The sequence below is a fragment of the Microbacterium sp. AC132 genome, from assembly GCF_979258525.1.
In genome coordinates this window covers 744,198-768,593 of record NZ_OZ409862.1, presented here as the reverse complement: position 1 = coordinate 768,593, position 24,396 = coordinate 744,198, and the positions used below count along the sequence as shown (strand labels likewise).

Below are 24,396 nucleotides of genomic sequence, written 5' to 3'. Positions count from 1 at the left end.
TGTGACGGGTCGGACTGCAGTGGCGTTCGAGGTGCCGCGTGGTCTGACATCCTGGACGGATGGACATCGGCAGTGTGCTCGGGCTCGAACAGCTCACCTGGGGCACGCTGATCCTCGTCGTCGTCGCGGCCTTCGCTGCCGGGTGGATCGATGCGGTGGTGGGCGGCGGTGGTCTGCTGCAGCTCCCCGCCCTGCTGCTGATCCCCGGGATCTCGCCGATCCAGGCTCTCGCGACCAACAAGCTCGCGTCCGTGTTCGGCACGGCCACGAGCAGCGTCACCTACTACCGACGTGCGAAACCCGATATCCGCACGGCTCTGCCGATGGCCGCGATCGCCCTGGTCGGATCATTCGGGGGAGCTGCCGTCGCGACTGTTCTGCCGGCCGCCGCCTTCAAGCCGATCATCGTGGTCGCGCTGCTCGCCGTCGCGCTCTTCACGGCCTTCCGCCCGCAGATGGGCGCCGCGACGCGGCTGCGCTTCAGCGGGCACAAGCACCACATCATGGCGGGTCTCTCAGGGCTCGTGATCGGCTTCTACGACGGTCTGATCGGGCCGGGCACCGGCACGTTCCTGGTGATCTCGCTCGTCGCGCTGCTCGGCTACGACTTCCTGCAGGCGAGCGCGAAGGCGAAGATCGTCAACCTGGCCACGAACACGGGCGCCCTGCTGCTCTTCATCCCGCACGGCGCCGTGCTGTGGCTGCTCGGCGGCATCCTCGCGGTCGCGAACGTCGCAGGCAGCTACCTCGGTTCCCGCATGGCCATCTCGCGCGGCACGACCTTCATCCGCGTCGTGTTCCTCGTCGTGGTGGTCGCCCTCATCGCCAAGCTCGGCGTCGACGTGTGGAACGAGAACATCGTTCCGGCGCTCGCGCAGCTGCGCTGAGCATCCGCGCTGGCGCACCTCCGCCCCCGCGCCTGCGCTCCGGCATCCGCCTGCGCTCCGGCATCCGCCTGCGCTCCGGCATCCGCTCGCCGTCCGCGCGGTGTTCTGCGCGTGTCACGGCCGGATTCGGCGAGTCCGGCCGATCCTGACGCATTCGGCCGAGCGGGGGATGCGCGGTGCATGCGTCCGGGATCCGGCCCGGCGCATACGCAGAGACCCCGCTCCGCTGAGCGGAACGGGGTCTCGGTGCGACGGGCGATGCGGCGTCAGGCCTCGTCGTCCTCGGGCTCGAAGTCGACGCCGGCCTCGGCGCGCTGCTCGGCCGTGATCGGTGCCGGAGCGGCTGTCAGCGGGTCGAACCCGTTGCCCGACTTCGGGAAGGCGATGACGTCGCGGATCGACTCGGTCTTCGACAGGTGCTGCAGCACGCGGTCCATGCCGAGGGCGATTCCACCGTGCGGCGGGGCGCCGAACTTGAAAGCGTCCAGCAGGAAGCCGAACTGCTCCTGCGCGACCTCGTCGCTGATGCCCATGACCTCGAACACGCGCTTCTGCACGTCTTCGCGGTGGATGCGGATCGATCCGCCGCCGAGCTCGGAGCCGTTGCACACGATGTCGTATGCATAGGCGAGAGCCGAACCGGGGTCGGTGTCGAACGTGTCCTGGAACTCCGGCTTCGGCCCCGTGAACGCGTGGTGCACGGCCGTCCAGGCTCCGGCGCCGACGGCGACGTCACCCGACGCCACGGCATCCGCTGCCGGCTCGAACATCGGAGCGTCGACGACCCACGTGAACGCGAACTCGTCGGGGTTCAGGAAGCCGAGACGACGTCCGATCTCGACGCGGGCGGCGCCGAGCAGTGCACGGCTCTCCTTCGTCGATCCGGCGGCGAAGAACACGCAGTCACCCGCGGATGCGCCGACGAACTCGGCGAGGCCCGCCTGCTCCGCCTCGGACAGGTTCTTGGCGGCGGGGCCGCCGAGCGAGCCGTCCTCGTTGAAGAGGACGTACGCGAGGCCACGCGCACCGCGCTGCTTGGCCCAGTCCTGCCACGCGTCGAGCTGCTTGCGGGGCTGGCTCGCACCGCCGGGCATGACGACCGCGCCGACGTACTCGGCCTGGAACACCCGGAACGGGGTCTCGGCGAAGTACTCGGTCGCCTCGACCAGCTCGAGTCCGAAGCGCAGGTCGGGCTTGTCGGAGCCGTACTTGGCCATCGCCTCGGCGTAGGTCATGCGGGGCAGCGGGGTCTGCACGTCGACGCTGATGGTCTTCCACATCGCGACGATGAGCGACTCCATCAGCGTGATGACGTCTTCCTGGTCGACGAAGCTCATCTCGATGTCGAGCTGCGTGAACTCCGGCTGGCGGTCGGCGCGGAAGTCTTCGTCGCGGTAGCAGCGGGCGATCTGGTAGTACTTCTCGACGCCGCCGACCATGAGCAGCTGCTTGAACAGCTGCGGCGACTGCGGCAGGGCGTACCAGCTGCCCGGGTGCAGACGGGCGGGCACGACGAAGTCGCGGGCGCCCTCGGGCGTCGAGCGCGTGAGGGTCGGCGTCTCGACCTCGGTGAAGTCCTCGCCGTGCAGCACATCGCGGACGGCCTTGTAGACGTTCGAGCGCAGACGCAGAGCGGATGCCGCGGCGGGGCGGCGCAGGTCGAGATAGCGGTACTTGAGGCGCGCCTCCTCGCCGACCGTCTCGGTGTCCGCGACGGCGGTCGACACCTGGAACGGCAGCGGAGCGGACTCGTTCAGCACCTCGACGTCGGTCGCGATGAGCTCGATCTCGCCGGTGGGCAGGTTGGGGTTCGCGTTGCCCTCGGGGCGACGCGAGACCTCGCCGGTGACCTTGAGGACGAACTCGTTGCGCAGCGGGTGCGCGATCTCCTCATCGCGGATGACGACCTGCGCGATGCCGGACGCATCCCGAAGATCGATGAACGCGACTCCTCCGTGATCACGACGGCGATCGACCCAACCCGAGAGGGTGACGGTCTGACCGATATGCTCGGCTCGCAGTGAGCCTGCCGAGTGGGTGCGAAGCACGGAGGATTCCTCCTGATCTGGGAAATGATGAACCCGCCCATTCTACGTGGGCGGGTGTCGCCTCCTCTGCCCGCGGCATATCGGTCAGTAGGATCGCCACGACAGAAAGGGTCACCATGGACTCCAACGGCATCTCCGACCTGTACGCGTCGATCTTCTCCGGCACGACCGGACTCATCGTGCTCGTCTTCTACGTCCTCGTCGCGGTCGGTCTGTGGAAGGTGTTCACCAAGGCGGGGTACCCCGGCATCCTCGCCGTCATCCCGATCGTGAACGTGGTGTTCCTCGTGAAGATCGCCGGGATGTCCGGCTGGCTCGCACTGCTCTATCTCATCCCCATCGTCGGCTTCGTCTTCGGGATCATCGTGGCGGTGCGACTCGGCGAGCGGTTCGGCAAGGGAGGGCTCTTCTCCTTCTTCCTGCTCTTCGTCTTCCCCTATATCGGGTATCTCATCCTCGGCTTCGGCGACTCCCGCTACAGCAGGGCGTGACGTGGTGGCATCGCGACTGCACCTCGTCCGCCACGGCGAGGTGCACAACCCCAAGCGCGTGCTCTACGGTCGGCTCCCCGACTATCACCTGAGCAGGGCGGGGCGGAAGATGGCGCGAGCCGCCGCCGATCACATCGCCGGGCTCGATCGTCCGGTCACGGGGCTCTACTCCTCTCCGCTCGAGCGGGCGCAGGAGTCGGCTGAGCCGTTCGCCGAGCGCTTCGGCCTCTCGCCCGAGATCGACATCCGTCTGATCGAGCCGACCAACGTGTTCGAGGGCACGCAGATGCGCCGCTCGCTTCTGAACCCGCTCAAGTGGTGGCACCTGCGGCAGCCGTCGCTGCCCAGCTGGGGTGAGCCCTACGCGTCGATCGCCGAGCGGATGCTGGGCATGATGGCCGAGGCGTGGCGGTCGGTCGACGACGGCGATCTGGTGATGGTGTCCCATCAGGCGCCGATCTGGATCACCCACCTCCGGGTGGCGGGTCTGCCCCTGCAGCACGACCCGCGCACCCGGCGCTGCGCACTGTCGAGCGTCACCTCGTTCGAGCTGGTGGGCGACGTGTGGCGTGAGGTCGATTACGCCGAACCTGCGGCGACCGGCGGTGCGGTGGACGTGGGAGCAGTCTGACCCCTCGCCTCGGTCTCCCTTCCGCTGCGGTCAGTGCGCCATCAGCGACTGGATGACGCCGACCGCCGCCATCTGGCCGGCAGCGGACGCGAGCAGCACCGATGCCATGGGTCCGGGAAGCGACGCCCGGTGCGCGAGGTCGCCCGCCGCGAAGACCCCGGGCTGCGATGTGCGCCCGAAGTCGTCGATCTCGATCGAGCCGGAGGGCAGCAGTTCCAGGCCGAGCTGATCGGCGAACGGCGCACGGTGGCGCAGGGAACCGGATGCCACGAACACGCCGGCCACGGTGTGCGCGGTCGACGCCGTGGTGATGCGCACATCAGCCGCCTCCGGCGCGACGGCGGCCACCGGTTCCGCACTGACCCGAACGCCCAGGCCTTCGAGAGTCCGCGTCTCGTCGGCCGAGAATGGCTGCTCGACGGGGAACACCGTGATGTCGCCGACGATGCGCCCGAGCAGCCCGATCAGGTGATCGGCGCGAGGAGCGGGCCCGAGGATGCCGATCGAGCGACCGGCGTGCTCGTGACCGTCGCAGAACGGGCAGCTGAAGGCCTTCGTGCCCCAGAGGTCCTGAAGTCCGGGGATGTCGGGGAGGTCGTCGGCGACGCCGGTCGCGAGGATGACATGTCGGGTCTCGACCGTCTCGCCGTCGGCGAGTCGTACGACGAAGCCGCCGTCTGAGCCGGTCACCGTCTGTGCTCCGACGTCGCGGAGCTCGACATCCGGGTACTCGGCGAGCTGCGCTCGCGCCGTCGCGCGGAACTCCGTCGGGGGAGTCCCGTCGTTCGCGACGACGTTGTGCATGTGCAGCACGGTGCCGTTGCGGTATTCGCCCGAATCCAGAAGCAGCGTGGGGCGGTGCATCCGCCCGAGGGTCAATGCCGCCTGGAGGCCGGCGGGGCCTGCGCCGATCACGATCGCGTCATACATGTGGGGTCCTTCCGAGGGGTGCTCGCTTGCGTTCGTCCTCAGTCTGTGACTTCATGTCAACATGAAGTCAAGCATCGAGAGTCCGTGGTCCGTGGGAGAGGTCGCCGAACGCTTCGAGCTGCCCACGAACGTGCTCAGGCACTGGGAGTCGGTCGGCCTGCTGCGCCCCGCGCGGGACCCCGCAGGGAGGCGCCGCTACGGCCAGGACGACGTCGTGCGCATCGCCGTCATCCAGCGCAGCAAGGCAGCCGGGATGACCCTCGATCAGATCGCCGTGCTCCTCGACGACGGCAGCGCGGGGCGTCACGAGGTGCTGCAGCGGCACCTCGACGATCTCGATCGGCGCATGGAGGAGATGCGCCGTTCGCGGGAGATGACCGAGCACGCGATGGGATGCCGGTCGCACGATATCGCCACCTGCCCGCGCTTCCGGGCCAGCGTGGAGGACGTCCTCGCGCGTCTCTGACGGCGGGCGAGCCCCCCCGGGCATCCGGCCCATGCATAGGAACCCCCGCGTAAACTGGGAATCGTGCCACTCGCCTCGACGGTTCGTCCGATCCGCAGCGGCCGCTCCTCCCGCATCCGGCCATCTCGCCGCGCGGTCGGGGCCGCGCTCGCCGCGGTGCTCGCCATCGGTCTGAGCGCCTGCGCTCCCGATCCCGTGAACGACTCGTTCCTCAGCGGTGACAACCCGGGCTATGTCGCGGCAGACGGAGCGATCGTCGAGATTCCGGTCGCCGAACGCGGCGAACCCGTCACCGATTTCGGCGGACTCACCGAGGACGGCGAGGACTTCTCCAGCTCTGACCTCGCGGGCAAGGTCACGGTCGTCAACTTCTGGTACGCCGGATGCGCCCCGTGCCGCCTCGAGGCGGAAGACCTCGAGAGCGTCTGGCAGGAGCATGGCGGCGACGACGTCGCCTTCCTGGGCATCAACACGCGCGATCAGGCCGACACCGCGAAGGCGTTCTCCGCCGAGTTCGGTGTGACCTACCCGAGCCTCATCGACGTCGACACGGCCGAGGCGAAGCTCGCCTTCGCGTCGTCGGTGCCGATCCAGGCGACCCCCACCACTCTCGTGCTCGACAAGCAGGGTCGCGTGGCCGCCCGCATCATCGGGCCCATCGACGGCACCTCGATCCTCTCGACGCTCGTCAAGGACGCGCTCGCGGAGGACTCGTGAGTCTCCCGGGAGCGGCGTGAACCCCGAAGTCATCATCGGATCGGGAGCCCTCTGGCTCGCGATCCCCGTCGCGCTGCTCGCGGGCCTCGTGTCGTTCCTGTCGCCGTGCGTGCTGCCCCTGGTGCCGGGCTACCTCGGATTCCTCGGGGGAGCGGTCGCCCCCCGCCGCGTCCCGAACCCGACGGACGGCTCGGCGGTGTCGACGGTCGAGGCCCCCGCTCGCGGCCGACTCGTCGTGGGCGTGCTGCTCTTCATCCTCGGCTTCAGCCTCGTGTTCGTGTCCCTCACCGCGCTCGGCGGGCTCGCCAACGTCTTCCTGCTGCAGTGGGGCGAGCTGATCACTCGCATCCTCGGCGGCGTGATCATCCTGATGGGCCTCGTGTTCCTCGGTCTGTTCGGGTTCGCCCAGCACGAGCTGCGATTCCACGTCGACTCGAAGGCCGGCCTGATCGGCGCACCGCTGCTCGGCATCGCCCTCGGCATCGGATGGGCGCCGTGCCTCGGACCCACGCTCACCGCGATCTTCGCCCTCTCGTTCAACGCCGGCGACCCGGTGCGGGCGGGCCTGCTCGGGCTGGCGTACTCGCTCGGCCTCGGCATCCCGTTCCTGCTGGTCGCGCTCGGCTTCGGATGGGCGACGAAGGCGATCGGATTCCTGCGCCGGCACATCCGCGTCGTGAACGTGATCGGCGGCGTGCTGCTCATCCTCCTCGGCCTGCTGATGGTCACGGGGCTCTGGACGGACATCATGTCCCGACTGACGGCGGTGATGAGCAGTGTCGACCTCCCGATCTGATCAGAAGAAGACGCATCGGAAGGATGACGTGAGCAGCACAACCGAGAGGTCGAGCGATCCGCTCCGGCCGTCCGACCACGTCGACGGCGAAGAGTCGATCACCCAGCCCCGCCTCGGATTCGTGGGCTGGCTGCGCTGGGGATGGCGTCAGCTGACCTCGATGCGCACCGCGCTGATCCTGCTGCTCGTGCTCGCGATCGCGGCGATCCCCGGCTCGATCTTCCCCCAGCGGATGGCCGACCCCAACGGCGTCACGCAGTGGGAGCGCGACAACCCCGATCTCTTCCCCGTGCTCGACGGGCTGAAGATGTTCGACGTCTACCTCTCGCCGTGGTTCTCGGCGATCTACCTGCTGCTGTTCGCCTCGCTCGTCGGCTGTGTCATCCCGCGCATCCGCCACCATGCGAAGGCCCTGCAGGCACGCCCCCCGCGCACCCCTGCACGTCTGAAGCGCCTCGCCGACTTCCGCGCGGTCGAGCGCGCCTCGACGGACGCTCCGGCAGAGGCCGCCGCATCGATCGACATCGCGCAGAAGCAGCTCAAAGCCCTGGGCTACCGGGTCGAGCGGTACGACGACAAACGATCGTCGTCGGTCTCGGCCGAGCGCGGCTACTGGCGTGAATCGGGCAACCTGCTCTTCCACCTCGCTCTCGTCGGCGTCCTGATCACGGTGGGCGTCGGGGGAGGGTTCGCGTACACCGGACAGCGCGTCCTGGTCGAGGGCGAGACGTTCGCGAACACCCTGCTCGACTACGACTCGATGAACCGCGGCCGCTTCGTGAGCGACGGAGCACTCGCGCCCTACTCGATGCGTCTCGACAGCTTCGACGTCACGTACCAGCCGTTCGGCGAGCCGGGCTCGGGCCAGGCCGGCGACTTCTCGGCCAACGTCACCGTGCAGGAGAACGGCGAGGAGCGCACCGGATCGGTCAAGGTCAACGAACCCCTCGGCGTCGCCGACGACAACGTCTTCCTGCTCGGCAACGGCTACGCGCCGACGATCACCGTGCGCAACCCCGATGGGGACGTGGTGTTCACGAACAGCACGCCGTTCCTGCCGCAGGACAACAACATGACCTCGCTGGGCGTCATCAAGATCCCCGACGGCCTCAGCGAGCAGGTCGGCCTCGTCGGCTTCTTCTACCCGACGACGGGGGTGCTCGACACCGGCGCGTTCTTCTCGGGATTCGGCGACCTCACCAACCCGACCCTCACGCTCGACGTCTACACCGGCGACCTGGGCATCAACGAGGGCATCCCGCGGTCGGTCTACGTGCTCGACACCACCGGTATGACCAAGGTCACCGGGCGCACGACGGACCTCGAATCGATCGAGCTGGCACCCGGACAGACAGCCGACCTGCCGAACGGCATGGGAACCGTGACCTTCGAAGACGAGTCCCCGGCGGGTGCGACAGACGCGTCGCAGTCGGTCAAGCGCTTCGCCTCGTTGCAGATCCACCGCGACGCGTCTGGCCCCTGGGTGCTCGGCTTCGCGCTTCTCGCTCTCGGCGGTCTGATGCTCGCCCTGTTCATCCCGCGACGCCGCGTGTGGGTCAAGGCGACGGCACAGGACGGCACCGTCTCTCTCGAGTACGCCGGTCTCGCTCGCGGCGAGGACCCGACGCTCGCGACGGCCGTCGACGACCTCGTGGCAGGTCATGCGCGTCTGATGGACGCGGCCGGGGTCACGACGGCGGTCGAGGTCGAGGAGCCCGACACCGACACGGACGCCTCAGAGGCTGAAGACCCTGAGGCTGACGGCTCCGACGCAGATGGCTCCGACCAGGCGGCGACGGCACCCGAGACGCCCGCCGACCGCGACTCCGCGCGCCCCGCATCCGACACCCCGAAAGTAGACTGACACCATGTTCGATCTCGAAGTGATCTCGCCGATCCTGCTGTGGACGGCGATCGCGATCTATGCGGCGGCCTTCGTGGCCTATGCCTTCGACCTCGCCCGTCGGTCGCAGCTGTCCGCGGACGCGGCGACCGTGCAGGAGTTCGAACTCGTCGGAGCCGGAACCCGTTCGCGCGGCGGCAAGGCGGCGACGGCTGCCGCGGCATCCGGATCCGAGGTCGCCCCGCAGCGCTTCGTGATGGCCCGCATCGGGACCTCGCTGACCGTGCTCGCGTTCATCTTCCATCTCGCCGCCACGCTCACCCGTGGTCTCGCGGCCGGGCGAGTGCCGTGGGCCAACCTCTACGAATTCGCGATGATGGGAACGCTGCTGATCGTCGCCGTGTTCCTGGTGGTGCTGACGCGCATCGATCTGCGCTTCCTCGGCACGTTCATCACGGGTCTGGTCGTCGTGCTGCTGGGTCTCTCCGCCACGAACTTCTACGTCGACGTCTCGCCCCTGATGGACCCGCTGAAGAGCGTGTGGCTGGTGATCCACGTCTTCGTGGCGTCGCTTGGCACCGCGTTCTTCGCTCTGGCCTTCGCCCTCTCGGTGATCCAGCTGATGCAGTCGCGTCGCGAGCGCCTCATCTCCGAGGGAGCGGAGAAGACCGGCCCCGGATTCCTGCGCACGTTCCCCGGGTCCGAGCGGCTCGAGAGCATGGCCTACCGCTTCACGATCATCGGCTTCATCCTCTGGACGTTCACGCTGATCGCCGGCTCCATCTGGGCCTACTACGCCTGGAGCCGCTTCTGGGGCTTCGACGTCAAGGAGACCTGGACCTTCGTCATCTGGGTTCTCTACGCCGGATACATCCACGCTCGCGCGACGCGCGGCTGGCGCGGCAACCCGTCGGCGTGGCTGGCGATCGTCGGCTTCTCGGCCGTGCTCTTCAACTTCACGATCGTCAACGTCTTCTTCAAGGGTCTGCACGCATACTCGGGCCTCAGCTGAGCGCCCGAGCGCGGCTCATCTGAACGAGCGCAGTCCGAAGGGGATGACCTCGGAGTGCTCGGCTCCGTCTTCGTACCAGACGAGCTCGACTTCGCTGATGGTCTCGGCGGGGCGCGAGCTGAGCGAGCGCCGCGACTTGTGCGACAGCTCCGTCCACGCCGCGGGCGCGAGCGTCTTCGCATAGATCACCGACAGGTGGAACGTCCAGTCGTCCGTGCTGCGCTCGTCGAGACGGCGGAAGTCCGTTCCCTCGAGCGCTTCGCTGAGCGTGGCGTACGCCGACACGATGGATGCGGTGCGCCGCAGCCGCAGGATGACGACCTGCCAGGGTGCGGGGAACACGTCGACGGCCTCGGCGACGACCTCGATCGGACGCTGCGCCACCGCCCACTCGCGGATCAGCGCGAGCAGCTCTTCGCGGCGCTCGGGCTCATGGAACGCGCGCAGGGTGACGTGCTCGGTGTGCGGGTGCGGAGCATCCATCCGGCCGAGCGCCGACCTCTGCTCGGCCCGGTACACGTCCGACACGGCCCGCGTGGGTCGCAGCACGAGATACTGCTGTCCCTCGAGTGACTCGAGCTGGGCGGGAGAGGTCATGAAGGGGCGACGCATCCTCTGATCGTACGTGCGCGGGCACACGTCCGAATACCGTTCGATCGCGAGCGGGCACGGATTCGGAGCGGATACAGGACGCGCCGCGCATCGTGATCGATGCGCGGCGCGTCCTGCGTCGTGGTCCGAAGCGGTGCTCGGCGAGGTGGTTCACGCCGTCGCGAGGGCCGCCTTCACGGAGGTGGTGCGCCGCAGCGCCACCGCGACGGTGGTCGCGACGAGCGACAGCACGCCCCAGACGATGAGGGCTGCGGCTGCGCCTCCGTTCGCGGTGATCAGCCCGGCGAACGCGGGGGAGGTCGGCAGCGATGCGCCGAGATCCGCCAGCCATCCCGGCACGGTCGAGATCAGACCGGTCGCGATCGCGAGCACGCCGACGAGCGCGCTGACCCAGCGGCCGACGCCGCCGAAGACCGCGACGAGTGCCTGGTTCACGGCCGCGAAGGCGACCCCGGCGAGCACGGCGATTCCTGCGAAGGCCCACCAGGCCGCGGCGTCGTATCCGGCGACGATCTGCACGATGAGCGACACCAGCAGACCCTGGGCTGCACCGATAGCGGCAGCCGGGGCGAAGGCGCGCAGGGCGAGTCCGGCCGACGAGCGCCGGGAGGTCAGGGTGCGCGCGGTGTAGGCCCGCATGACCAGGAACGAGGCGAGAGACCCGAACCACAGCACCACGGCGGCGAGCAGCGGAATCGCGGTCGGGCCGAAGATCGTGGCGCCGTCGGCGCCCTTGGACGCCACCGGATCGGCGATCACCGACGCGAGTGAGGTCGACTCGGAGTCGCTGAACGAGGGGAGCGAATCGGATGCGGTGCGCAGGCCGCCCGCGAGATCGCCGGTTCCCGTGGCGAGGGTGTCGAGGCCGGTCGCGAGCTCGCCGGCACCGGTCGCGAGCTCGGTCGCTCCGTCCGACAGCTGGGATGCGCCCGTCGCCAGTGCTCGTGCACCGCTCGCCGATTCGTCGAGACCCTGCGACGCCAACTGGTTCAGACCGTCCGCGAGACCCGTCGCCCCCGCACCCGCCTCGCCGAGCTGGGCCGCGAGAGTGGCGGGCAGCGTGGCCAGCTGCTGGACCCCGGCGTCCGTCTGCGTGGCACCGGCCGAGAGCGCGGCGATCTGATCGCAGTACTCCTGAGGGAACCCGCTGGGCACGCAGGTTTCCGCGAGCTGCTGCAGGCCTGTCGCCAGCTGCGCTGACCCGGCGGCGAGCTGCTGGGCGCCACCGGCCTGATTCTGCAGCTCCGTCGCGCCTGCGGTCAGCCCGGTGCCGATCTGGCTCGCGCCGTTCGCGGCCTCGCGGGTCTTCGACGCGAGTGTGTCGAGCCCGGATGCCAAGGAGGATGCGCCGTTTCCGAGCTCCGTGGCACCCGAGGCGAGCTGAGTCGCGCCGTCGGGGATCGCCGCGGCTCCCGTGGCCGCATCCCGCGCGCCGGTGGCGAGTTCGGCGGCGCCGTCCGCGGCCTCACCGATCTGGTCTCCGATCGTGGTGAAGCCGACGAGGATGTTCTCCGTCGTCGCCTCCGACAGCAGTGTGCCCATGCTCGAGGCCGCCACGTTCGCGATCTGACTCGTGATCAGGTCATCGGCGACGAGCCCGTCCTCCGGGGTGGTGACCTGGATCGTGGCCTGCTCCGCGTCGCCGCCGCCGTCCGAGATCGCCTGCCCCGCCGAGGTCGCTGCGGCCGAGAACTCCTCGGGGATCGTGATGACGGCCTGATACGAGCCGTCGGCGAGACCGTCGGCGGCGTCGTCCTCGTTCGAGATCACCCAGGTGAGGTTGGAGTCGAGCTCGTCCGATCCTTCGACGAGCCCCGAGGCGAGCTGTCGACCGAGCGGAGTGAGCTGCCCGTCGATCTCGACGGGCTCGTCGAGGTTGACGATCGCCGCGGTCATCGACTCGAGACGCTCGGTGGGATTCTGCAGGGCAGCGACCAGGATGCCGCCCACTGCCGCGGGAAGCAGCAGGACGCCGAGGATCGTCAGCCACGTGATGGGCTTGCGCGAACGGGCGCGTTCGATGGGGAGGGTCATGCGTTCACCTCGGTCGATTCGGTGGTGCCGTCGACGATGCGGGGCACCGGGGACTCGGATTGCGACTGTGCGGCTGGCGCGTCGATGTCGATCGTGTCAGCCGATGAACGGCCGGCATCGGCCAGGATCTCCAGGGCCGCCTGGGGATCGAGCGCGGTGAGCAGCATCGCCGTCGTGCTGCGGGAGTCGCGCAGTCGCGCCGCGAGCTGATCGCGTTCGGGGCGGGAGAGCCGGTCGGCTCCATCGATCACCACGAGAGCCGGCCGTCCGCGCAGTGCCTCGGCGAGGTCGGCCGACAGGCTCGCGGCATCCACGGCCATGACCGCTCCGACATGCGCCCGCACCCACGCGGATCGACCGGGCAGAAGATGGCCTGCGACCCGGAGGCGGCCGTCGTCCGCAGTCGCCCGCCCGGCGATCGTCAGAGCGAGCGCGCGCAATGCGCCGGCTGACGATCCGGTGAGCACGGCGGAGGCCCCGGGTGCGAGGCGCAGGTGGAGGCCGTCGATGCCGGCATCCGTCATCGTGAGGTCGTCGGCTGCGACGATCGAGTCGTCGCCCGGCCAGCCCGCCAGGTGACGCTCGCGTTCGACCGCCTCTCCTTCGATGTCGACGCTCGGGAGGATCCGCTCCAGCCAGGCCGGGATCTCCCATGCGCGCTCCCCGAGGATGGCCATGAGTGCAGGGATCAGCGTCATCCTCACCAGGAACGCGTCGATCGCGATGCCGGCCGCGAGGCCCAGCGCGATCGGCTTGAGTGACGAGTCGCCTTCGGGGACGAACGCCACGAAGACGGCGAACATGATGAGGCCGGCAGCGGTGACGACCTTCGCCGATCCCGTGAAGCCGCTGCGCACGGCACGCAGTGCCGCGGCTCGGCGAGTCACTCGATCGGGGCTCCTGCCGTCGGGATCGTGCACGAAGTCCTCGCGCATCCGAGACACCAGGAACACCTGATAATCCATCGCGAGCCCGAACAGCACACCCATCAGGATGATCGGCATGAAGCTGATGATCGGACCGACCTTCGCGACATGGAGGGCGTCGGCGAACCAGCCCCACTCGAACACGGCTCCCACGATGCCGAACGCGGCGACGATCGAGAGCAGGTAGCCGGCGGCTGCCGTGACCGGCACCCAGAGAGAGCGGAACACGATCGTGAGCAGGATCAGGGAGAGGCCGATGACGAAGATGCCGAACGGGAGAAGGGCGTTGCCCAGCTGGTCGGAGATGTCGATGCCCACCGCGGTGAACCCGGTCACCTTCAGGTCGATGCCGAACTCGTCGAGCCACTCGTCGTGGTGCGAGCGCAGCTCTCGCACGAGATCGGCCGTCGCGGGGTCATCGGGTGCGGTCTCGGGGATGATCTGCACGATGCCGGTGTCTGCGGTCTCGTTCGGGGTGGCGAGGGCGACCTCCTTGACCCCGTCGATCTGGGCGACCTCGTCGCCGAGATCCTCCATCAGGGTCAGCGGATCGGTCGACGTGACGATCGTGCCCGTCAGGATCAGCGGTCCGTTGAACCCGGGACCGAACTGCTCGCCGACCAGGTCGTAGCTCTGCCGCGCTTCGGAGTCCTGCGGCAGCACGCCCGCGTTGGGCAGCGCGAGATTCAGGCTGAGGGCGGGCACGGCGACGATGCCGAGCCCGAGCACGACGGCCAGGGATACGAGGATCGGACGCCGGGTGACGCCGGTCACCCAGCGCTCGCTGAAGCGACGGCGCTGCGCGGGGGCTGCCTTGCCCTTCTTCGCCTTCGGAGCCCGGCGCGGTCGACCGGCGACGCGGCCCTTCATGAAGCCGAGCAGAGCGGGGGTGAGCGTCACGGCGATGGCGACGGCGACCGCGACGGCGGCGGAGGCCGCGATGCCCATCGTCGTCAGGAACGGGATGCCCGCGAACCCGAGTCCGATCAGGGCGATCAGCACGGTCACGCCCGCGAACACCACCGCCGAGCCTGCCGTGCCCACAGCCCGCGCTGTCGACTCCTCGGGGTCGACTCCCTCGCGGACCTGATCCTGGTGCCTGGCCATGATGAACAGTGCGTAGTCGATTCCGACGGCGAGCCCGAGCATCAGGGCGAGGAGGGAGTGGTCGACGAGACCGTGGCGAAGGCGGTGGCGGCGAAGATGCCGGCCATCGAGATGCCCACACCGAGCACGGCCGTGAGCAGCGGGAGCCCTGCGACGACGAACGAGCGGAACGTGACGATCAGCACCAGCAGCGCGATCAGCAGACCCACGGCCTCGGTGAGCGTGACACCGGGGATGGAGGTGGCGAAGAGCTCTCCGCCGAGGGAGGTCTGTGATCCGTCCGGCAGCTCGTCGGCGAGTTCGGCCACGACGGCTCGCAGGTCATCCTGCGTCTCCTCCGAGACATCGCTGGCCTGGCCGTCGAACTGCAGGCGGATGATACCGGCCGTCTCGTCGTCGTTGATCATGCCGCTGACCATCTCGTCGAACGGGGAGGTCGCCGAGAGCACCGAGTCGTCGAGGTCGGCGAGCTGGTCGACGGCATCCTCGATGTCGGTCTTATATGCGTCATCCGTGATCGAGTCGCCGTCGGCGGCGACCACGATGATCTGCGCGCTGGTGCCGCTGACCGCGGGGAACGAGCGGTTGAGCTGCTCGAGGCCGGCCTGGGACTCGGTGCCCGGGATCGAGAAGGAGTTGTCCGTGCCAGCCCCGAGGACGAGGGCGCCGGCCCCCGCGATGCCGAGGGCGAGCAGCCAGGAGACGAGAACGCGCCACGGGTGCCGGTAGGACCAGCGACCGAGCGAGGACAGGAGTGTGGACACGAGGCTCCTCAGGGAATACGGGCTGGATACACAGGTGTATCCAATACATACCTGTATCGTAAGGTGGTCCGAGCCCCGGAGTCTGTGTGCGGGGTGTGAGAATGAGAGGCAGGAGGATTCGATGACGACACCCGCCACCCGCAGCCGGGAGAACACGCGAGCCCGGCTTCTCGATGCGGCCGCGCAGGTCTTCGCCGAGGTCGGCCTCGACGGCGCCTCCGTCGAAGCGGTCTGCGATCGCGCCGGGTTCACCCGCGGCGCGTTCTATTCGAATTTCGAGTCGAAGGACGAGCTCTTCCTCGTGCTCGCCGGCAGCGTCGGCGAGCAGCGCGTCAATGCGGTGCGTGACCGCGTCGACGAGATCGCCGCCGAGGGCGGTCTGTCAGAGGGATGCGACCCGGTCGAGCTCGTCCAGCGGATCATGGACGCGGGCGGCGATGACCGCCTGGGCGTCATGCTGATGAGCGAAATCCGGATCCGTGCTCTGCGTGACCATCAGTTCGGCGCTGCCTACCTCGTGCAGGAGCGCGAGATGGTCTCGAGCATCGCCGTGATCATCACCGACATCGTCTCGGTGAGCTCGCTCGAGCTGAAGGTTCCCGCCGAAGAGGCCGCGCGCATGCTCATGATCATCTGGGAGGGCATGACCGTTCGCGGAGCGATGGCCGGTCAGGACTCCGACCAGCTGCGGCATTCCAGCGGCGAGGAGCTCGGGCGCCTCGTGCAGCTGCTGCTCGCGGAGTGACCTCGCAGACGAACGGCGGTCAGCGCGCGTCGAGCACGGCGTAGCACCGCGCGAGGCGATCGAGCCACCAGTCCCGTCGGTCGTCCGAGGCGGCGAGCCGCGCCAACGCGTCGGGATCCGGGGTGACCCGAGCTGCCGGGATCGAACCGTCCACCGGGCGCAGGTCGGCGACGTCGTCGAGGAACAGGGATGCCGTGCCGAGCCCGCAGTCGTAGTCGAGAGTCGGCAGGGCGGCGGCGAGCGCCGCACCCTGCGAGAGTCCGATCGCGGTGTCGAGCGCGCTGGAGACCACGACGGGCAGGCCCGCGGCGGTGATGATCTGCAGCGCATGCGTGATGCCCCCGAGCGGCTGCGCCTTGATGACGAGCAGGTCGGCGGCCTTCTCGCGCGCGACCGCGAGCGGGTCGGAGGACTTGCGGATGCTCTCGTCGGCGGCCACCGGAATGCCCATGTACTTCACCCGGGTGCGCAGTTCGGCGAGCTCCGGCACTGTCGCGCACGGCTGCTCGACGTACTCGAGATCGAACTCGTTGAGCGCATGCACGGCGTGCTCGGCCTCGTCGACGTTCCACAGGCCGTTGGCATCGACGCGGATGCGACCCTCCGGCCCCATGGCCTCGCGCACGGCCCGCACACGGGCGATGTCGTCTGCGAGCGTCTGCCCGGGTTCCGCGACCTTGACCTTGGCGGTGCGGCAGCCGGCGAAGCGGGCCAGCACTTCGGCGACCTGCGCCGCCTCGACAGCCGGGATGGTGGCGTTCACGCCGATGCGCTCGCGGAGAGGTTCGGGCTGCGTCCTCCAGGCGAAGTCGATCGCCGCCGCGAGCCAGGTGGCCGACTCGAGATCGTCGTACTCGACGAACGGAGAGAATTCCGCCCATCCCTCCGGCCCTTCGACGAGCAGCGCCTCTCTCTTGTCGACCCCGCGGAAGCGGGTGTGCATCGGAAGCGAGACGACCCTGGCCGAGCCGAGCAGATCTGCGAGCGGTGGGAGCATGTGCTCATTCTGCTCTGTCGACGCCTCGTCGGGGATCCGCCGTGCCGACGGGTCCGCCTCAGCGCAGGCGCTTCTGCAGTTCGCCCATCCGCTCGCTGGGGCGGAACCCGAGCGCGGTGTTGACGGCGAGCATGTGCGCGTTCGACTCGGCGTTGTAGGTGTAGACGGCGCGGGTCTGCGGCGCCTCCCTCTGCAGCATCCGGAGATTGGCTGCCTTGACCGCGATGCCGAGCCGGTGCCCCCGGTCCGCGGTGCGCACGAGCGTGCCCCACTGATAGGCGTTGCCGTCGTCGGTCGACACGACGAGCTGCGAATACGCCGCGGCCTCGCCGTCGGTCGCAAGGGCGATGGCCCCGAACGACACGCGCCTCTGGCGGTCGAGCAGTTCCTCGCTCTCGCGGATGCTGTCGACATCGGGTCTCTGAGGTTCGATGGCGAGTTCGCCGGTCGGGGCTTCGGTCTCGAGCGCGGCGTCGAGGATCGTCCAGCGTTCCACGACCTCGTCGGGGATGCGGCCGACCCAGCTGCGGATCTCGTACGGAGCGATCGCCGATGCGATGTCGCTCTCGATCCGGTCGAGCAGTGCGGGGCCGACCGGGAGGTCGAGCCTGCTCTGCACGTCGCCGAGGGCCAGGCTGTAGCCGCGGGCGCGTGCGAACTCACGCCCCGGCGATCCGGCACCCTCCGAACCGAGTGCGTGGCGCCACGACGTCGCCCCCTGCGCGATCGTCCGACCGGACGCCGTGACCTCTGCCTCGAGGAACGCGAGGGCCTCGGAGCCGATGCCGCGCCGTCGGTGCTCGGGCGGCACGCTGATCGCGAGATGGGCGACGTGGGTGTTGTCCTTCAGGGGGAGCGCGAGGCTCGCGGAGCCGACGATCCGGTCGGCGTGGCGCAGCAGATAGGCGCGTCGATCGACGACGGCCGACTCCTGCTGCAGCTCGCTGCGCGACTCCTCGAGCGACCACACGACGGCATCCGCGCCGCGATCCGCGCGTTCGGCGGTGGCGTACGCATCCCACCATGCATCGACGGACCGGTCATCGGTCGCGTCGATGCGGAGGATCTCGATCGCCATGCGACCACCGTACGCGCCTTGTCCCTCACATGAATGTGTGATTGACAATGGTGTGTGACGCACAGTAATGTGATCGACATGAACGAGACCCTCGACACGCATCTGCAGGAACTGCGCCGCGGCACCGTGGTGCTGGCGTGCCTGCAGCTGCTGCGCACGGCGGGGTACGGCTACGGGCTGCTCGAAGACCTCGAGCGCCGCGGCTTCGCCACCGATGCGAACACGCTGTACCCGCTGCTTCGGCGTCTCGAGAAGCAGGAGTACCTGACGAGCGAGTGGAACACCGACGAGGCGCGGCCCCGCAAGTTCTACCGCACATCGGAAGCCGGCATCCGGCTCGCCGACACCCTGACCGAAGAATGGCGATCGCTCACGACGGCGATCGCGACCCTCACAGCTGAGGAGAACTGACATGCCCTCGACAGCCACGCTCACCGAGCGATACATCAGCGCCACGATCCGCAGCCTCACACCCGAGGTGCAGGACGACGTCCGCGCCGAGCTCGAAGGATCCATCGCCGACGCGATCGACGCGAGACTCGAACAGGGGGACGACCCGGCCGAGGCCGAACGGGCGGTCCTCACAGAGCTGGGCGACCCCGGCGTCCTCGCCGCCGGCTACGCCGACCGGCCGCTGCACCTGATCGGACCCCGGTACTACCTCGTGTGGTGGCGGCTGCTCAAGTTGCTGCTCATCATCGTGCCGGTGTGCGCGATGGGCGGTGTCGCGATCGCGCAGGCGATCGAGCGCGCACCCATCGGAACGATGATCGGCGCCGCCGTCACGGTCGGCATCTCGGTCATCGTGCACGTCTGCTTCTGGGTGACCCTGGTCTTCTTCATCCTCGAACGCACCGGAGCGGACACCGGGCTGAAGTGGGACGTCGACCAGCTGCCCGAGCCGACCCAGAACGGAGCCGGCAGGGCGGATGCGATCGCGTCGCTCGTGTTCCTCGTGCTGGGGGTGGGCGCGGTCTTCTGGGACGCATTCATCGGCTTCTTCCCGACGGAAGGAGATCCGATCGCGATCCTGAACCCGGGTCTGTGGCCCTGGGGGATCACGTTCTTCCTCGGGCTCTTCGTCGCCGAGGCGCTGCTGACGGTGGTGGTCTACGCTCGCCGCCGCTGGACGATCGGTGCCGCTGTGGTCAACACCGTGCTCGCGGCGGTGTTCGCCGTCTGGTCGCTGACGCTGCTGGTGCAGGGCGAGCTGCTCAACCCCGAGTTCCTCCGCTTCGTCTTCACCGACAACGGCGTGACCGATGAGACGATGCGCATCCTGACCGTGATCACCGGGTTCGCCCTCATCGCGTTCCCGATCTGGGACATCGTCGACGGCTGGATCAAGACCGCTCGCGCTCGCCGCGGCTGATCACCGCACGCAGACGGCGTCGCCTCTTCGGGGCGACGCCGTTTCCGTGTGCAACCCGGGCGGGAATAGGCTGGATGCTGTGACCAGCGCATTCGTCTCAGACCTGTTCGACCCGGACGAATGGGTGCTCGCGCCCGGTGCCGAGGACTACACCGACATCACCGCCCACGTGAGCACGGACGGCGGAGTCGCGCGCATCGCGTTCAACCGCCCCGAGGTGCGCAACGCCTTCCGCCCGCACACGGTCGACGAGCTCTACCGGGCACTCGACGACGCACGGCAGAACCCCCGCATCGGCGCGGTCCTCCTCACCGGCAACGGACCGAGTCCGAAGGACGGCGGGTGGGCGTTCTGCTCGGGCGGCGACCAGCGCATCCGCGGCCGCGACGGATACAAGTACTCCGATGACGAGACGACCGTGCACGATCCGGCTCGCGCCGGTCGCCTGCACATCCTCGAGGTCCAGCGTCTCATCCGCTTCATGCCGAAGGTCGTCATCGCCGTCGTGCCGGGCTGGGCGGCCGGCGGAGGGCACTCGCTGCACGTGGTGTGCGACCTCACGATCGCCTCCGCCGAGGAGGCGCGGTTCAAGCAGACCGACGCCGATGTCGGCAGCTTCGATGCGGGGTACGGATCGGCGTACATGGCGAGGCAGACCGGGCAGAAGTTCGCGCGCGAGGTGTTCTTCCTCGCCGAGGAGTACTCGGCGCAGCGGGCGTACGAGGCCGGGGCGGTCAACCGGGTCGTGCCCCATGCCGACCTCGAGCGCGAGGCGCTGAAGATGGCGCGCACCGTGCTCACCAAGTCGCCCACGGCGATCCGCATGCTGAAGTTCGCCTTCAACGCGGTGGACGACGGGCTCGTGGGGCAGCAGGTGTTCGCGGGCGAGGCCACGCGTCTCGCCTACGGCACCGATGAAGCGGTCGAGGGCCGCGACTCGTTCCTCGAGAAGCGGGACGCCGACTGGACCTCGTTCCCCTGGCACTACTGAGCGGATCGAGACGCACATGGTCGCGCTGACACCGACGGATGCCGAGGATCCGGCCGAACTGCGGGCCGCTCTGGCGCGCGCGCTCGACGGCGGGCCGGCGCTCGGATTCGGGATGCTCGGAGACGCCCCGAAATGGGTGCCGGACGGCACGGCCGTCGTGATCGCCACCTCCGGCTCCAGCGGAGTCCCCAAACGGGTCGCGTTGAGCGGCGAGGCGCTGCGGGCGAGCGCCGAGGCCACGGCGGCGAGAGTCGGCGGTGGGCGCTGGCTGCTCGCGCTGCCGGCCGGATACGTCGCAGGGCTCCAGGTGGTCGTGAGGTCTCTGATCGCCGGCACGCACCCCGTCGCGCTGGGCCGTCGGTTCTCGCCCGAGTCCTTCGCCGAGGCGACGCTGTCGATGCTCCGCCCGTCTGCCGGCGGTTCCGCCGCGATCCCCGAGCTGTACACCTCTCTCGTGCCTGCGCAGCTGTCGACTCTGCTCGACGCGGCCGACGACCGACCGGTGTCGGCCGCGCTTCAGGCCTACCAGGCGATCCTCGTGGGAGGACAGGCGCTGCCCGAGCCCCTCCGCGACAGGGCCGCCGATCTCGGCATCCGACTCGTCCGCACCTATGGCTCCACCGAGACGAGCGGGGGATGCGTCTACGACGGCGTCCCCCTCGACACCGTCGCCGTGCGCACGGTGGACGGAGAGCTGCGCATCGCCGGTCCGATGCTCGCTGACGGCTATCTCGGCGACGGGGAGCTCACGGCGAAGAACTTCTCGCGCGACGAGCACGGCATCCGCTGGTATCACACCGGCGATCTCGGGCTCTACGACGACGGCGTCGTGCGGGTGCACGGTCGTGCCGACAACGTGATCGTCTCGGGCGGAATCAACATCTCCCTCGACCGCGTCGAACGGCTGGTTCGCAGTGTCCCGGGACTCACCGGCGCGGTGGTCGTCGGCGTACCGGACGAGCGATGGGGTGAGGCCTCGGTCATCGTCGCACCCAGAGGCGAAGCTCTGCGACGAAGCGAGTCGGAGCAGCTCGCGCACGCACGAGACCTCGTCGCCGAAGAGCTGGGCAGGCACGCGAGGCCGGCGCGGCTGATCATGGTCGACGAACTCGCCGTGCTGGCCTCAGGCAAACCCGACCGCGAGTCGATCAGACGGGCCGTCGTCGAACTGCACTGACGGTCGATTCGTCGGAGTGGGAACTCTCCTGCCAGAGTGAGGCATGGCCACCTACACGCACGGACATCACGAGACCGTCCTCCGCTCTCACAGCAGCCGCACCATCGCGAACTCGGCGGAGTACCTGCGCCCCCACCTCACCGCGAACACCAGGCTTCTCGACGTCGGAGCGGGGCCCGGCAGCATCACGGTCGACTTCGCGGGCGTCGTCGCCCACGTGACGGCGACCGAGATCGATGAGAACGCGCTCTCACTCTCGCGCGATCTCGCGTCGAGCAGAGGGCTCTCGAACCTCGACTTCGCGGTCGAAGACGTGCACGCGCTGAGCTTCGCCGACGACACCTTCGACGTCGTCCACGCGCACCAGGTGCTGCAGCACGTCGGCGATCCGGTGCAGGCGCTGCGTGAGATGCGCCGGGTCGCAGCGCCCGGCGGTGTCGTGGCGGCACGTGACGCCGACTACGCAGGCTTCATCTGGTTCCCCATGCTCCCTGAACTCGACCACTGGCTCGACCTCTACCGGCGAGCGGCGAGGGCCAACGGCGGCGAGCCCGATGCGGGGCGCCGCCTTCTCGCCTGGGCCCGCGCGGCCGGATTCGATGACGTCACCGCGACGACCTCCAACTGGACCTACGCGAATCCCGAGGATCGCGCCTGGTGGGGCGGCATGTGGGCCGACCGCATCCTCGAATCGGCGCTCGCGCGGCAGCTGGTCGACAGCGAGATGGCGACGTCGAGCGACCTGCAGGAGATCAGCGACGCATGGAAGCGCTGGGCCGACGACGGCGACGGCTGGTACCTCGTGCCGCACGGCGAGATCATCGCCCGCGCCTGACCGGACCGCGGATACATCTGCAGGCGGATGCGAGGCGGATGCCGTGCCGCGTAGCGTGGGGGAGTGATCCGCCCGCTCTCCCGTACGGCGCTCGTGCTCGACATCGTCGGGGCGGCGCTGCTCTTCGTCATCCTCACACCGTTCTCCGTCGTCTTCTACGGCCCTGGGGCGGTCGGCGAGGGGATCAGCGGTGCGGCGGTCGCGGCTATCGTCACCGCGGGCATCCTGATGTTCGGCGGAGTCGCGATCGGCAGGCTCGCCCCCGGACTCGCGCTCGCCGTGGCCTGGGCGGGCGCGATCGTGCAGATGCTGTCCGGGTTCGGTCCGCTGCCGATCGATGTGGCGATCCTCCTGGTGCTCTACGCGACCGCCGCCTGGGGGTCCCGCGCGGTGCTGTGGTGGGGCTTCGGCTCGGCGCTGCTCGGTGCTCTGGTCTCGGCGGTCTACCTGGTCGTCGTCACGGGCGTCACCTCCGGCGCCAGCGGGTGGGATCAGCTGACGACCGGCACGCTGCTCCTGGTCGTCTCGGTGCTCGCGCTCGGATTCGCGTGGGTCTGCGGTCTGCTGTGGCGGGTGGTGCTGCGCGCGCGGAGCACCCGTTCGGCGCAGCTGAAGGCGGAGTCGCTCGCGGCGGAGGAGCAGGAGCGTGTGCGGATCGCCCGCGACATGCACGACATCGTCGCGCACTCGCTGGCCGTGGTGATCGCGCAGGCCGACGGCGCCAGGTATGCGGCCGCCGCGAAGCCCGAAATGGCCACCGAGGCCCTCGGGACCATCGCCCAGACCGCTCGCAGCGCCCTGAGCGACGTGCGTCTGCTGCTCACGCAGCTGCGCCACCGACAGGGGGACGGTCCCCAGCCGACGCTCGCAGACCTCGAGTCGCTGTTCGCGCAGGTGCGTCAGGCAGGAGTCGAGCCCCGGATCACCGTCGATCCGATGCCCCCGGGGGAGCCGCCGGGAGCCATCCAGCTCGCGGTGTACCGGATCCTCCAGGAGGCGCTCACGAACGCCATCCGTCACGGCGACGGCGCGGTCGACGTGCACCTCGCGTGGCTTCCCGACCGTGTCGACATCCAGGTGCGCAACACCGTGGGACGGGAGCAGCCGCAGATCGGCGGCGGTCACGGGGTGATCGGAATGCGTGAACGGGCGCAGCTCGTCGGCGGTAGCCTTCAGGCGGAGCGCCAGGGAGCGCAGTTCGTCGTCCGCGCCTCGCTCCCGATCGGAGAAGTCGCATGATCAGGGTCGTCCTCGTCGATGATCAGGCGCTGTTCCGCGCCGGAGTCCGCATGCTGCTCGCCTCGCAGCCCGATCTCGACGTCGTCGGAGAAGCGGGCGATGGCCGCGAAGCCGTCGCTCTCGTGCATGCGACTCGACCGGACGTGGTGCTGATGGACATCAGGATGCCGGTCATGGACGGGCTCGCTGCGACCGCCGAGATCCTCGCTCAGCCCGACCCGCCGCGCATCGTCATGCTGACGACCTTCGACCTCGACGAGGCCGCCGCTCGCGCGATCCGTCAGGGGGCGAGCGGATTCCTCCTCAAGGACGCCGACCCCGAGTTCCTCCTCGCCGCGATCCGCACCGTCCACGCGGGCTCGAGCGTCATCGCCGCGTCGGCGACCCGCGAGCTGTTCGAGCACTTCGCCGAGGAGCCGAAGCCGGTGCCCGTGCAGTTCTCCGCGCTGACCGAGCGTGAGCGCGAGATCTTCGCGCTCGCCGCCCGGGGGCTCTCGAACTCCGAGATCGCCGCTCGCGAATATCTCAGCGAGGCGACCGTCAAGACCCACATCAGCCGCATCCTGACGAAGCTCACCCTCCGCGACCGGGTGCAGCTGGTGGTCTTCGCGTTCGAGCACGGACTCGCCTGAGCCGATTCCTGGCCGCGGGATCATCCTTGCGATGTAGGCGGATGCGCCGTCAGGCCGACGCGGCGG

At 69.2% G+C, this 24,396-nt stretch carries 22 protein-coding genes and 1 pseudogene; 16 read left to right on the top strand and 7 right to left on the bottom strand.

Annotated elements, in window-relative coordinates:
- Positions 1–59 precede the first annotated feature (59 nt).
- A complete protein-coding gene (locus tag ACZZZQ_RS03605) occupies positions 60–887 on the top strand; it encodes a sulfite exporter TauE/SafE family protein (RefSeq protein WP_187249995.1) in 828 nt (275 codons plus the stop codon).
- Positions 888–1,153: 266 nt separating this feature from the next.
- Here the strand turns inward: ACZZZQ_RS03605 and aspS are convergent, their stop codons facing one another.
- On the bottom strand, positions 1,154–2,935 hold the full coding sequence (gene aspS, locus ACZZZQ_RS03600) for an aspartate--tRNA ligase (protein ID WP_463506908.1): 1,782 nt from the start codon (positions 2,933–2,935) through the stop codon (positions 1,154–1,156).
- 116 nt (positions 2,936–3,051) lie between these two features.
- On the opposite strand from aspS, the gene ACZZZQ_RS03595 reads away from it, so the two are divergent.
- Entirely contained in the window at positions 3,052–3,426 is a 375-nt protein-coding gene (locus ACZZZQ_RS03595; protein ID WP_053098866.1) for a DUF5684 domain-containing protein, read from the top strand.
- 1 nt (position 3,427) lies between these two features.
- A complete protein-coding gene (locus tag ACZZZQ_RS03590) occupies positions 3,428–4,057 on the top strand; it encodes a histidine phosphatase family protein (protein ID WP_372983902.1) in 630 nt (209 codons plus the stop codon).
- 30 nt (positions 4,058–4,087) lie between these two features.
- Here the strand turns inward: ACZZZQ_RS03590 and ACZZZQ_RS03585 are convergent, their stop codons facing one another.
- Positions 4,088–4,987 carry an NAD(P)/FAD-dependent oxidoreductase gene (locus tag ACZZZQ_RS03585; protein ID WP_372983903.1) on the bottom strand — a complete coding sequence of 300 codons (900 nt, stop codon included), beginning with the start codon at positions 4,985–4,987 and terminating at the stop codon, positions 4,088–4,090.
- A 61-nt stretch (positions 4,988–5,048) separates the two neighbouring features.
- On the opposite strand from ACZZZQ_RS03585, the gene ACZZZQ_RS03580 reads away from it, so the two are divergent.
- The 5 genes from ACZZZQ_RS03580 (at position 5,049) to ccsB (ending at position 9,821) form a co-directional block, all read left to right on the top strand.
- Positions 5,049–5,453 carry a MerR family transcriptional regulator gene (locus tag ACZZZQ_RS03580; protein ID WP_463506907.1) on the top strand — a complete coding sequence of 135 codons (405 nt, stop codon included), beginning with the start codon at positions 5,049–5,051 and terminating at the stop codon, positions 5,451–5,453.
- A gap of 63 nt (positions 5,454–5,516) precedes the next feature.
- Positions 5,517–6,170, top strand: a complete 654-nt coding sequence (locus tag ACZZZQ_RS03575) for a TlpA family protein disulfide reductase (protein WP_082297998.1) — start codon at positions 5,517–5,519, stop codon at positions 6,168–6,170.
- 16 nt (positions 6,171–6,186) lie between these two features.
- Entirely contained in the window at positions 6,187–6,966 is a 780-nt protein-coding gene (locus tag ACZZZQ_RS03570; RefSeq protein WP_463506906.1) for a cytochrome c biogenesis CcdA family protein, read from the top strand.
- 28 nt (positions 6,967–6,994) lie between these two features.
- Entirely contained in the window at positions 6,995–8,830 is a 1,836-nt protein-coding gene (gene resB, locus ACZZZQ_RS03565) for a cytochrome c biogenesis protein ResB (RefSeq protein WP_056277738.1), read from the top strand.
- Between the two features lie 4 nt (positions 8,831–8,834).
- Positions 8,835–9,821 carry a c-type cytochrome biogenesis protein CcsB gene (gene ccsB / locus ACZZZQ_RS03560; RefSeq protein ID WP_053098871.1) on the top strand — a complete coding sequence of 329 codons (987 nt, stop codon included), beginning with the start codon at positions 8,835–8,837 and terminating at the stop codon, positions 9,819–9,821.
- Positions 9,822–9,836: 15 nt separating this feature from the next.
- Here the strand turns inward: ccsB and ACZZZQ_RS03555 are convergent, their stop codons facing one another.
- The 3 genes and pseudogenes from ACZZZQ_RS03555 to ACZZZQ_RS03545 all read right to left on the bottom strand — a co-directional run bounded on the left by ACZZZQ_RS03555 (position 9,837) and on the right by ACZZZQ_RS03545 (position 15,264).
- On the bottom strand, positions 9,837–10,418 hold the full coding sequence (locus ACZZZQ_RS03555) for a 2'-5' RNA ligase family protein (RefSeq protein WP_463506905.1): 582 nt from the start codon (positions 10,416–10,418) through the stop codon (positions 9,837–9,839).
- A 165-nt stretch (positions 10,419–10,583) separates the two neighbouring features.
- Positions 10,584–12,467 (bottom strand): YhgE/Pip domain-containing protein, encoded by a 1,884-nt coding sequence (locus tag ACZZZQ_RS03550; RefSeq protein ID WP_463506904.1) that lies wholly within the window; start codon positions 12,465–12,467, stop codon positions 10,584–10,586.
- Positions 12,464–15,264 (bottom strand): annotated as a pseudogene (locus ACZZZQ_RS03545) (MMPL family transporter). The gene ACZZZQ_RS03550 and the pseudogene ACZZZQ_RS03545 overlap by 4 nt, the downstream one beginning before the upstream one ends.
- Before the next feature lie 121 nt (positions 15,265–15,385).
- Here ACZZZQ_RS03545 and ACZZZQ_RS03540 point away from each other — a divergent pair.
- Entirely contained in the window at positions 15,386–16,009 is a 624-nt protein-coding gene (locus ACZZZQ_RS03540; RefSeq protein WP_053098875.1) for a TetR/AcrR family transcriptional regulator, read from the top strand.
- Between the two features lie 19 nt (positions 16,010–16,028).
- Here the strand turns inward: ACZZZQ_RS03540 and ACZZZQ_RS03535 are convergent, their stop codons facing one another.
- Positions 16,029–17,006, bottom strand: coding sequence for an o-succinylbenzoate synthase (locus ACZZZQ_RS03535; protein WP_053098876.1), 978 nt, complete (start codon positions 17,004–17,006; stop codon positions 16,029–16,031).
- A 58-nt stretch (positions 17,007–17,064) separates the two neighbouring features.
- Positions 17,065–18,084, bottom strand: a complete 1,020-nt coding sequence (locus tag ACZZZQ_RS03530; RefSeq protein WP_463506903.1) for a GNAT family N-acetyltransferase — start codon at positions 18,082–18,084, stop codon at positions 17,065–17,067.
- A 78-nt stretch (positions 18,085–18,162) separates the two neighbouring features.
- On the opposite strand from ACZZZQ_RS03530, the gene ACZZZQ_RS03525 reads away from it, so the two are divergent.
- From ACZZZQ_RS03525 to ACZZZQ_RS03495, 7 genes are all read left to right on the top strand, one after another.
- Complete coding sequence (locus ACZZZQ_RS03525; RefSeq protein ID WP_082586537.1) at positions 18,163–18,495, top strand: PadR family transcriptional regulator; 333 nt, start codon at positions 18,163–18,165, stop codon at positions 18,493–18,495.
- Position 18,496: 1 nt separating this feature from the next.
- Positions 18,497–19,456, top strand: a complete 960-nt coding sequence (locus tag ACZZZQ_RS03520) for a permease prefix domain 1-containing protein (protein ID WP_463506902.1) — start codon at positions 18,497–18,499, stop codon at positions 19,454–19,456.
- A 79-nt stretch (positions 19,457–19,535) separates the two neighbouring features.
- On the top strand, positions 19,536–20,447 hold the full coding sequence (locus tag ACZZZQ_RS03515) for a 1,4-dihydroxy-2-naphthoyl-CoA synthase (protein WP_053098880.1): 912 nt from the start codon (positions 19,536–19,538) through the stop codon (positions 20,445–20,447).
- A 16-nt stretch (positions 20,448–20,463) separates the two neighbouring features.
- A complete protein-coding gene (locus ACZZZQ_RS03510) occupies positions 20,464–21,624 on the top strand; it encodes an AMP-binding protein (RefSeq protein ID WP_463506901.1) in 1,161 nt (386 codons plus the stop codon).
- Positions 21,625–21,667: 43 nt separating this feature from the next.
- Positions 21,668–22,459, top strand: a complete 792-nt coding sequence (locus tag ACZZZQ_RS03505) for a class I SAM-dependent methyltransferase (protein ID WP_463506900.1) — start codon at positions 21,668–21,670, stop codon at positions 22,457–22,459.
- Positions 22,460–22,522: 63 nt separating this feature from the next.
- Complete coding sequence (locus tag ACZZZQ_RS03500) at positions 22,523–23,698, top strand: ATP-binding protein (RefSeq protein WP_463506899.1); 1,176 nt, start codon at positions 22,523–22,525, stop codon at positions 23,696–23,698.
- Positions 23,695–24,330 (top strand): response regulator, encoded by a 636-nt coding sequence (locus ACZZZQ_RS03495; RefSeq protein ID WP_053098884.1) that lies wholly within the window; start codon positions 23,695–23,697, stop codon positions 24,328–24,330. The genes ACZZZQ_RS03500 and ACZZZQ_RS03495 overlap by 4 nt, the downstream gene beginning before the upstream one ends.
- The last annotated feature ends 66 nt before the right edge of the window (positions 24,331–24,396 follow it).

Coding starts and splice junctions, on each gene's coding strand:
- ccsB (WP_053098871.1), top strand. CDS start 8,835: ATGTTCGATCTCGAAGTGATCTCGCCGATCCTGCTGTGGACGGCGATC.
- ACZZZQ_RS03495 (WP_053098884.1), top strand. CDS start 23,695: ATGATCAGGGTCGTCCTCGTCGATGATCAGGCGCTGTTCCGCGCCGGA.
- ACZZZQ_RS03595 (WP_053098866.1), top strand. CDS start 3,052: ATGGACTCCAACGGCATCTCCGACCTGTACGCGTCGATCTTCTCCGGC.
- ACZZZQ_RS03580 (WP_463506907.1), top strand. CDS start 5,049: ATGAAGTCAAGCATCGAGAGTCCGTGGTCCGTGGGAGAGGTCGCCGAA.
- ACZZZQ_RS03530 (WP_463506903.1), bottom strand. CDS start 18,084: ATGGCGATCGAGATCCTCCGCATCGACGCGACCGATGACCGGTCCGTC.
- ACZZZQ_RS03550 (WP_463506904.1), bottom strand. CDS start 12,467: ATGACCCTCCCCATCGAACGCGCCCGTTCGCGCAAGCCCATCACGTGG.
- ACZZZQ_RS03605 (WP_187249995.1), top strand. CDS start 60: ATGGACATCGGCAGTGTGCTCGGGCTCGAACAGCTCACCTGGGGCACG.
- ACZZZQ_RS03505 (WP_463506900.1), top strand. CDS start 21,668: ATGGCCACCTACACGCACGGACATCACGAGACCGTCCTCCGCTCTCAC.
- ACZZZQ_RS03555 (WP_463506905.1), bottom strand. CDS start 10,418: ATGACCTCTCCCGCCCAGCTCGAGTCACTCGAGGGACAGCAGTATCTC.
- ACZZZQ_RS03540 (WP_053098875.1), top strand. CDS start 15,386: ATGACGACACCCGCCACCCGCAGCCGGGAGAACACGCGAGCCCGGCTT.
- ACZZZQ_RS03520 (WP_463506902.1), top strand. CDS start 18,497: ATGCCCTCGACAGCCACGCTCACCGAGCGATACATCAGCGCCACGATC.
- ACZZZQ_RS03535 (WP_053098876.1), bottom strand. CDS start 17,006: ATGCTCCCACCGCTCGCAGATCTGCTCGGCTCGGCCAGGGTCGTCTCG.
- ACZZZQ_RS03585 (WP_372983903.1), bottom strand. CDS start 4,987: ATGTATGACGCGATCGTGATCGGCGCAGGCCCCGCCGGCCTCCAGGCG.
- ACZZZQ_RS03510 (WP_463506901.1), top strand. CDS start 20,464: ATGGTCGCGCTGACACCGACGGATGCCGAGGATCCGGCCGAACTGCGG.
- ACZZZQ_RS03525 (WP_082586537.1), top strand. CDS start 18,163: ATGAACGAGACCCTCGACACGCATCTGCAGGAACTGCGCCGCGGCACC.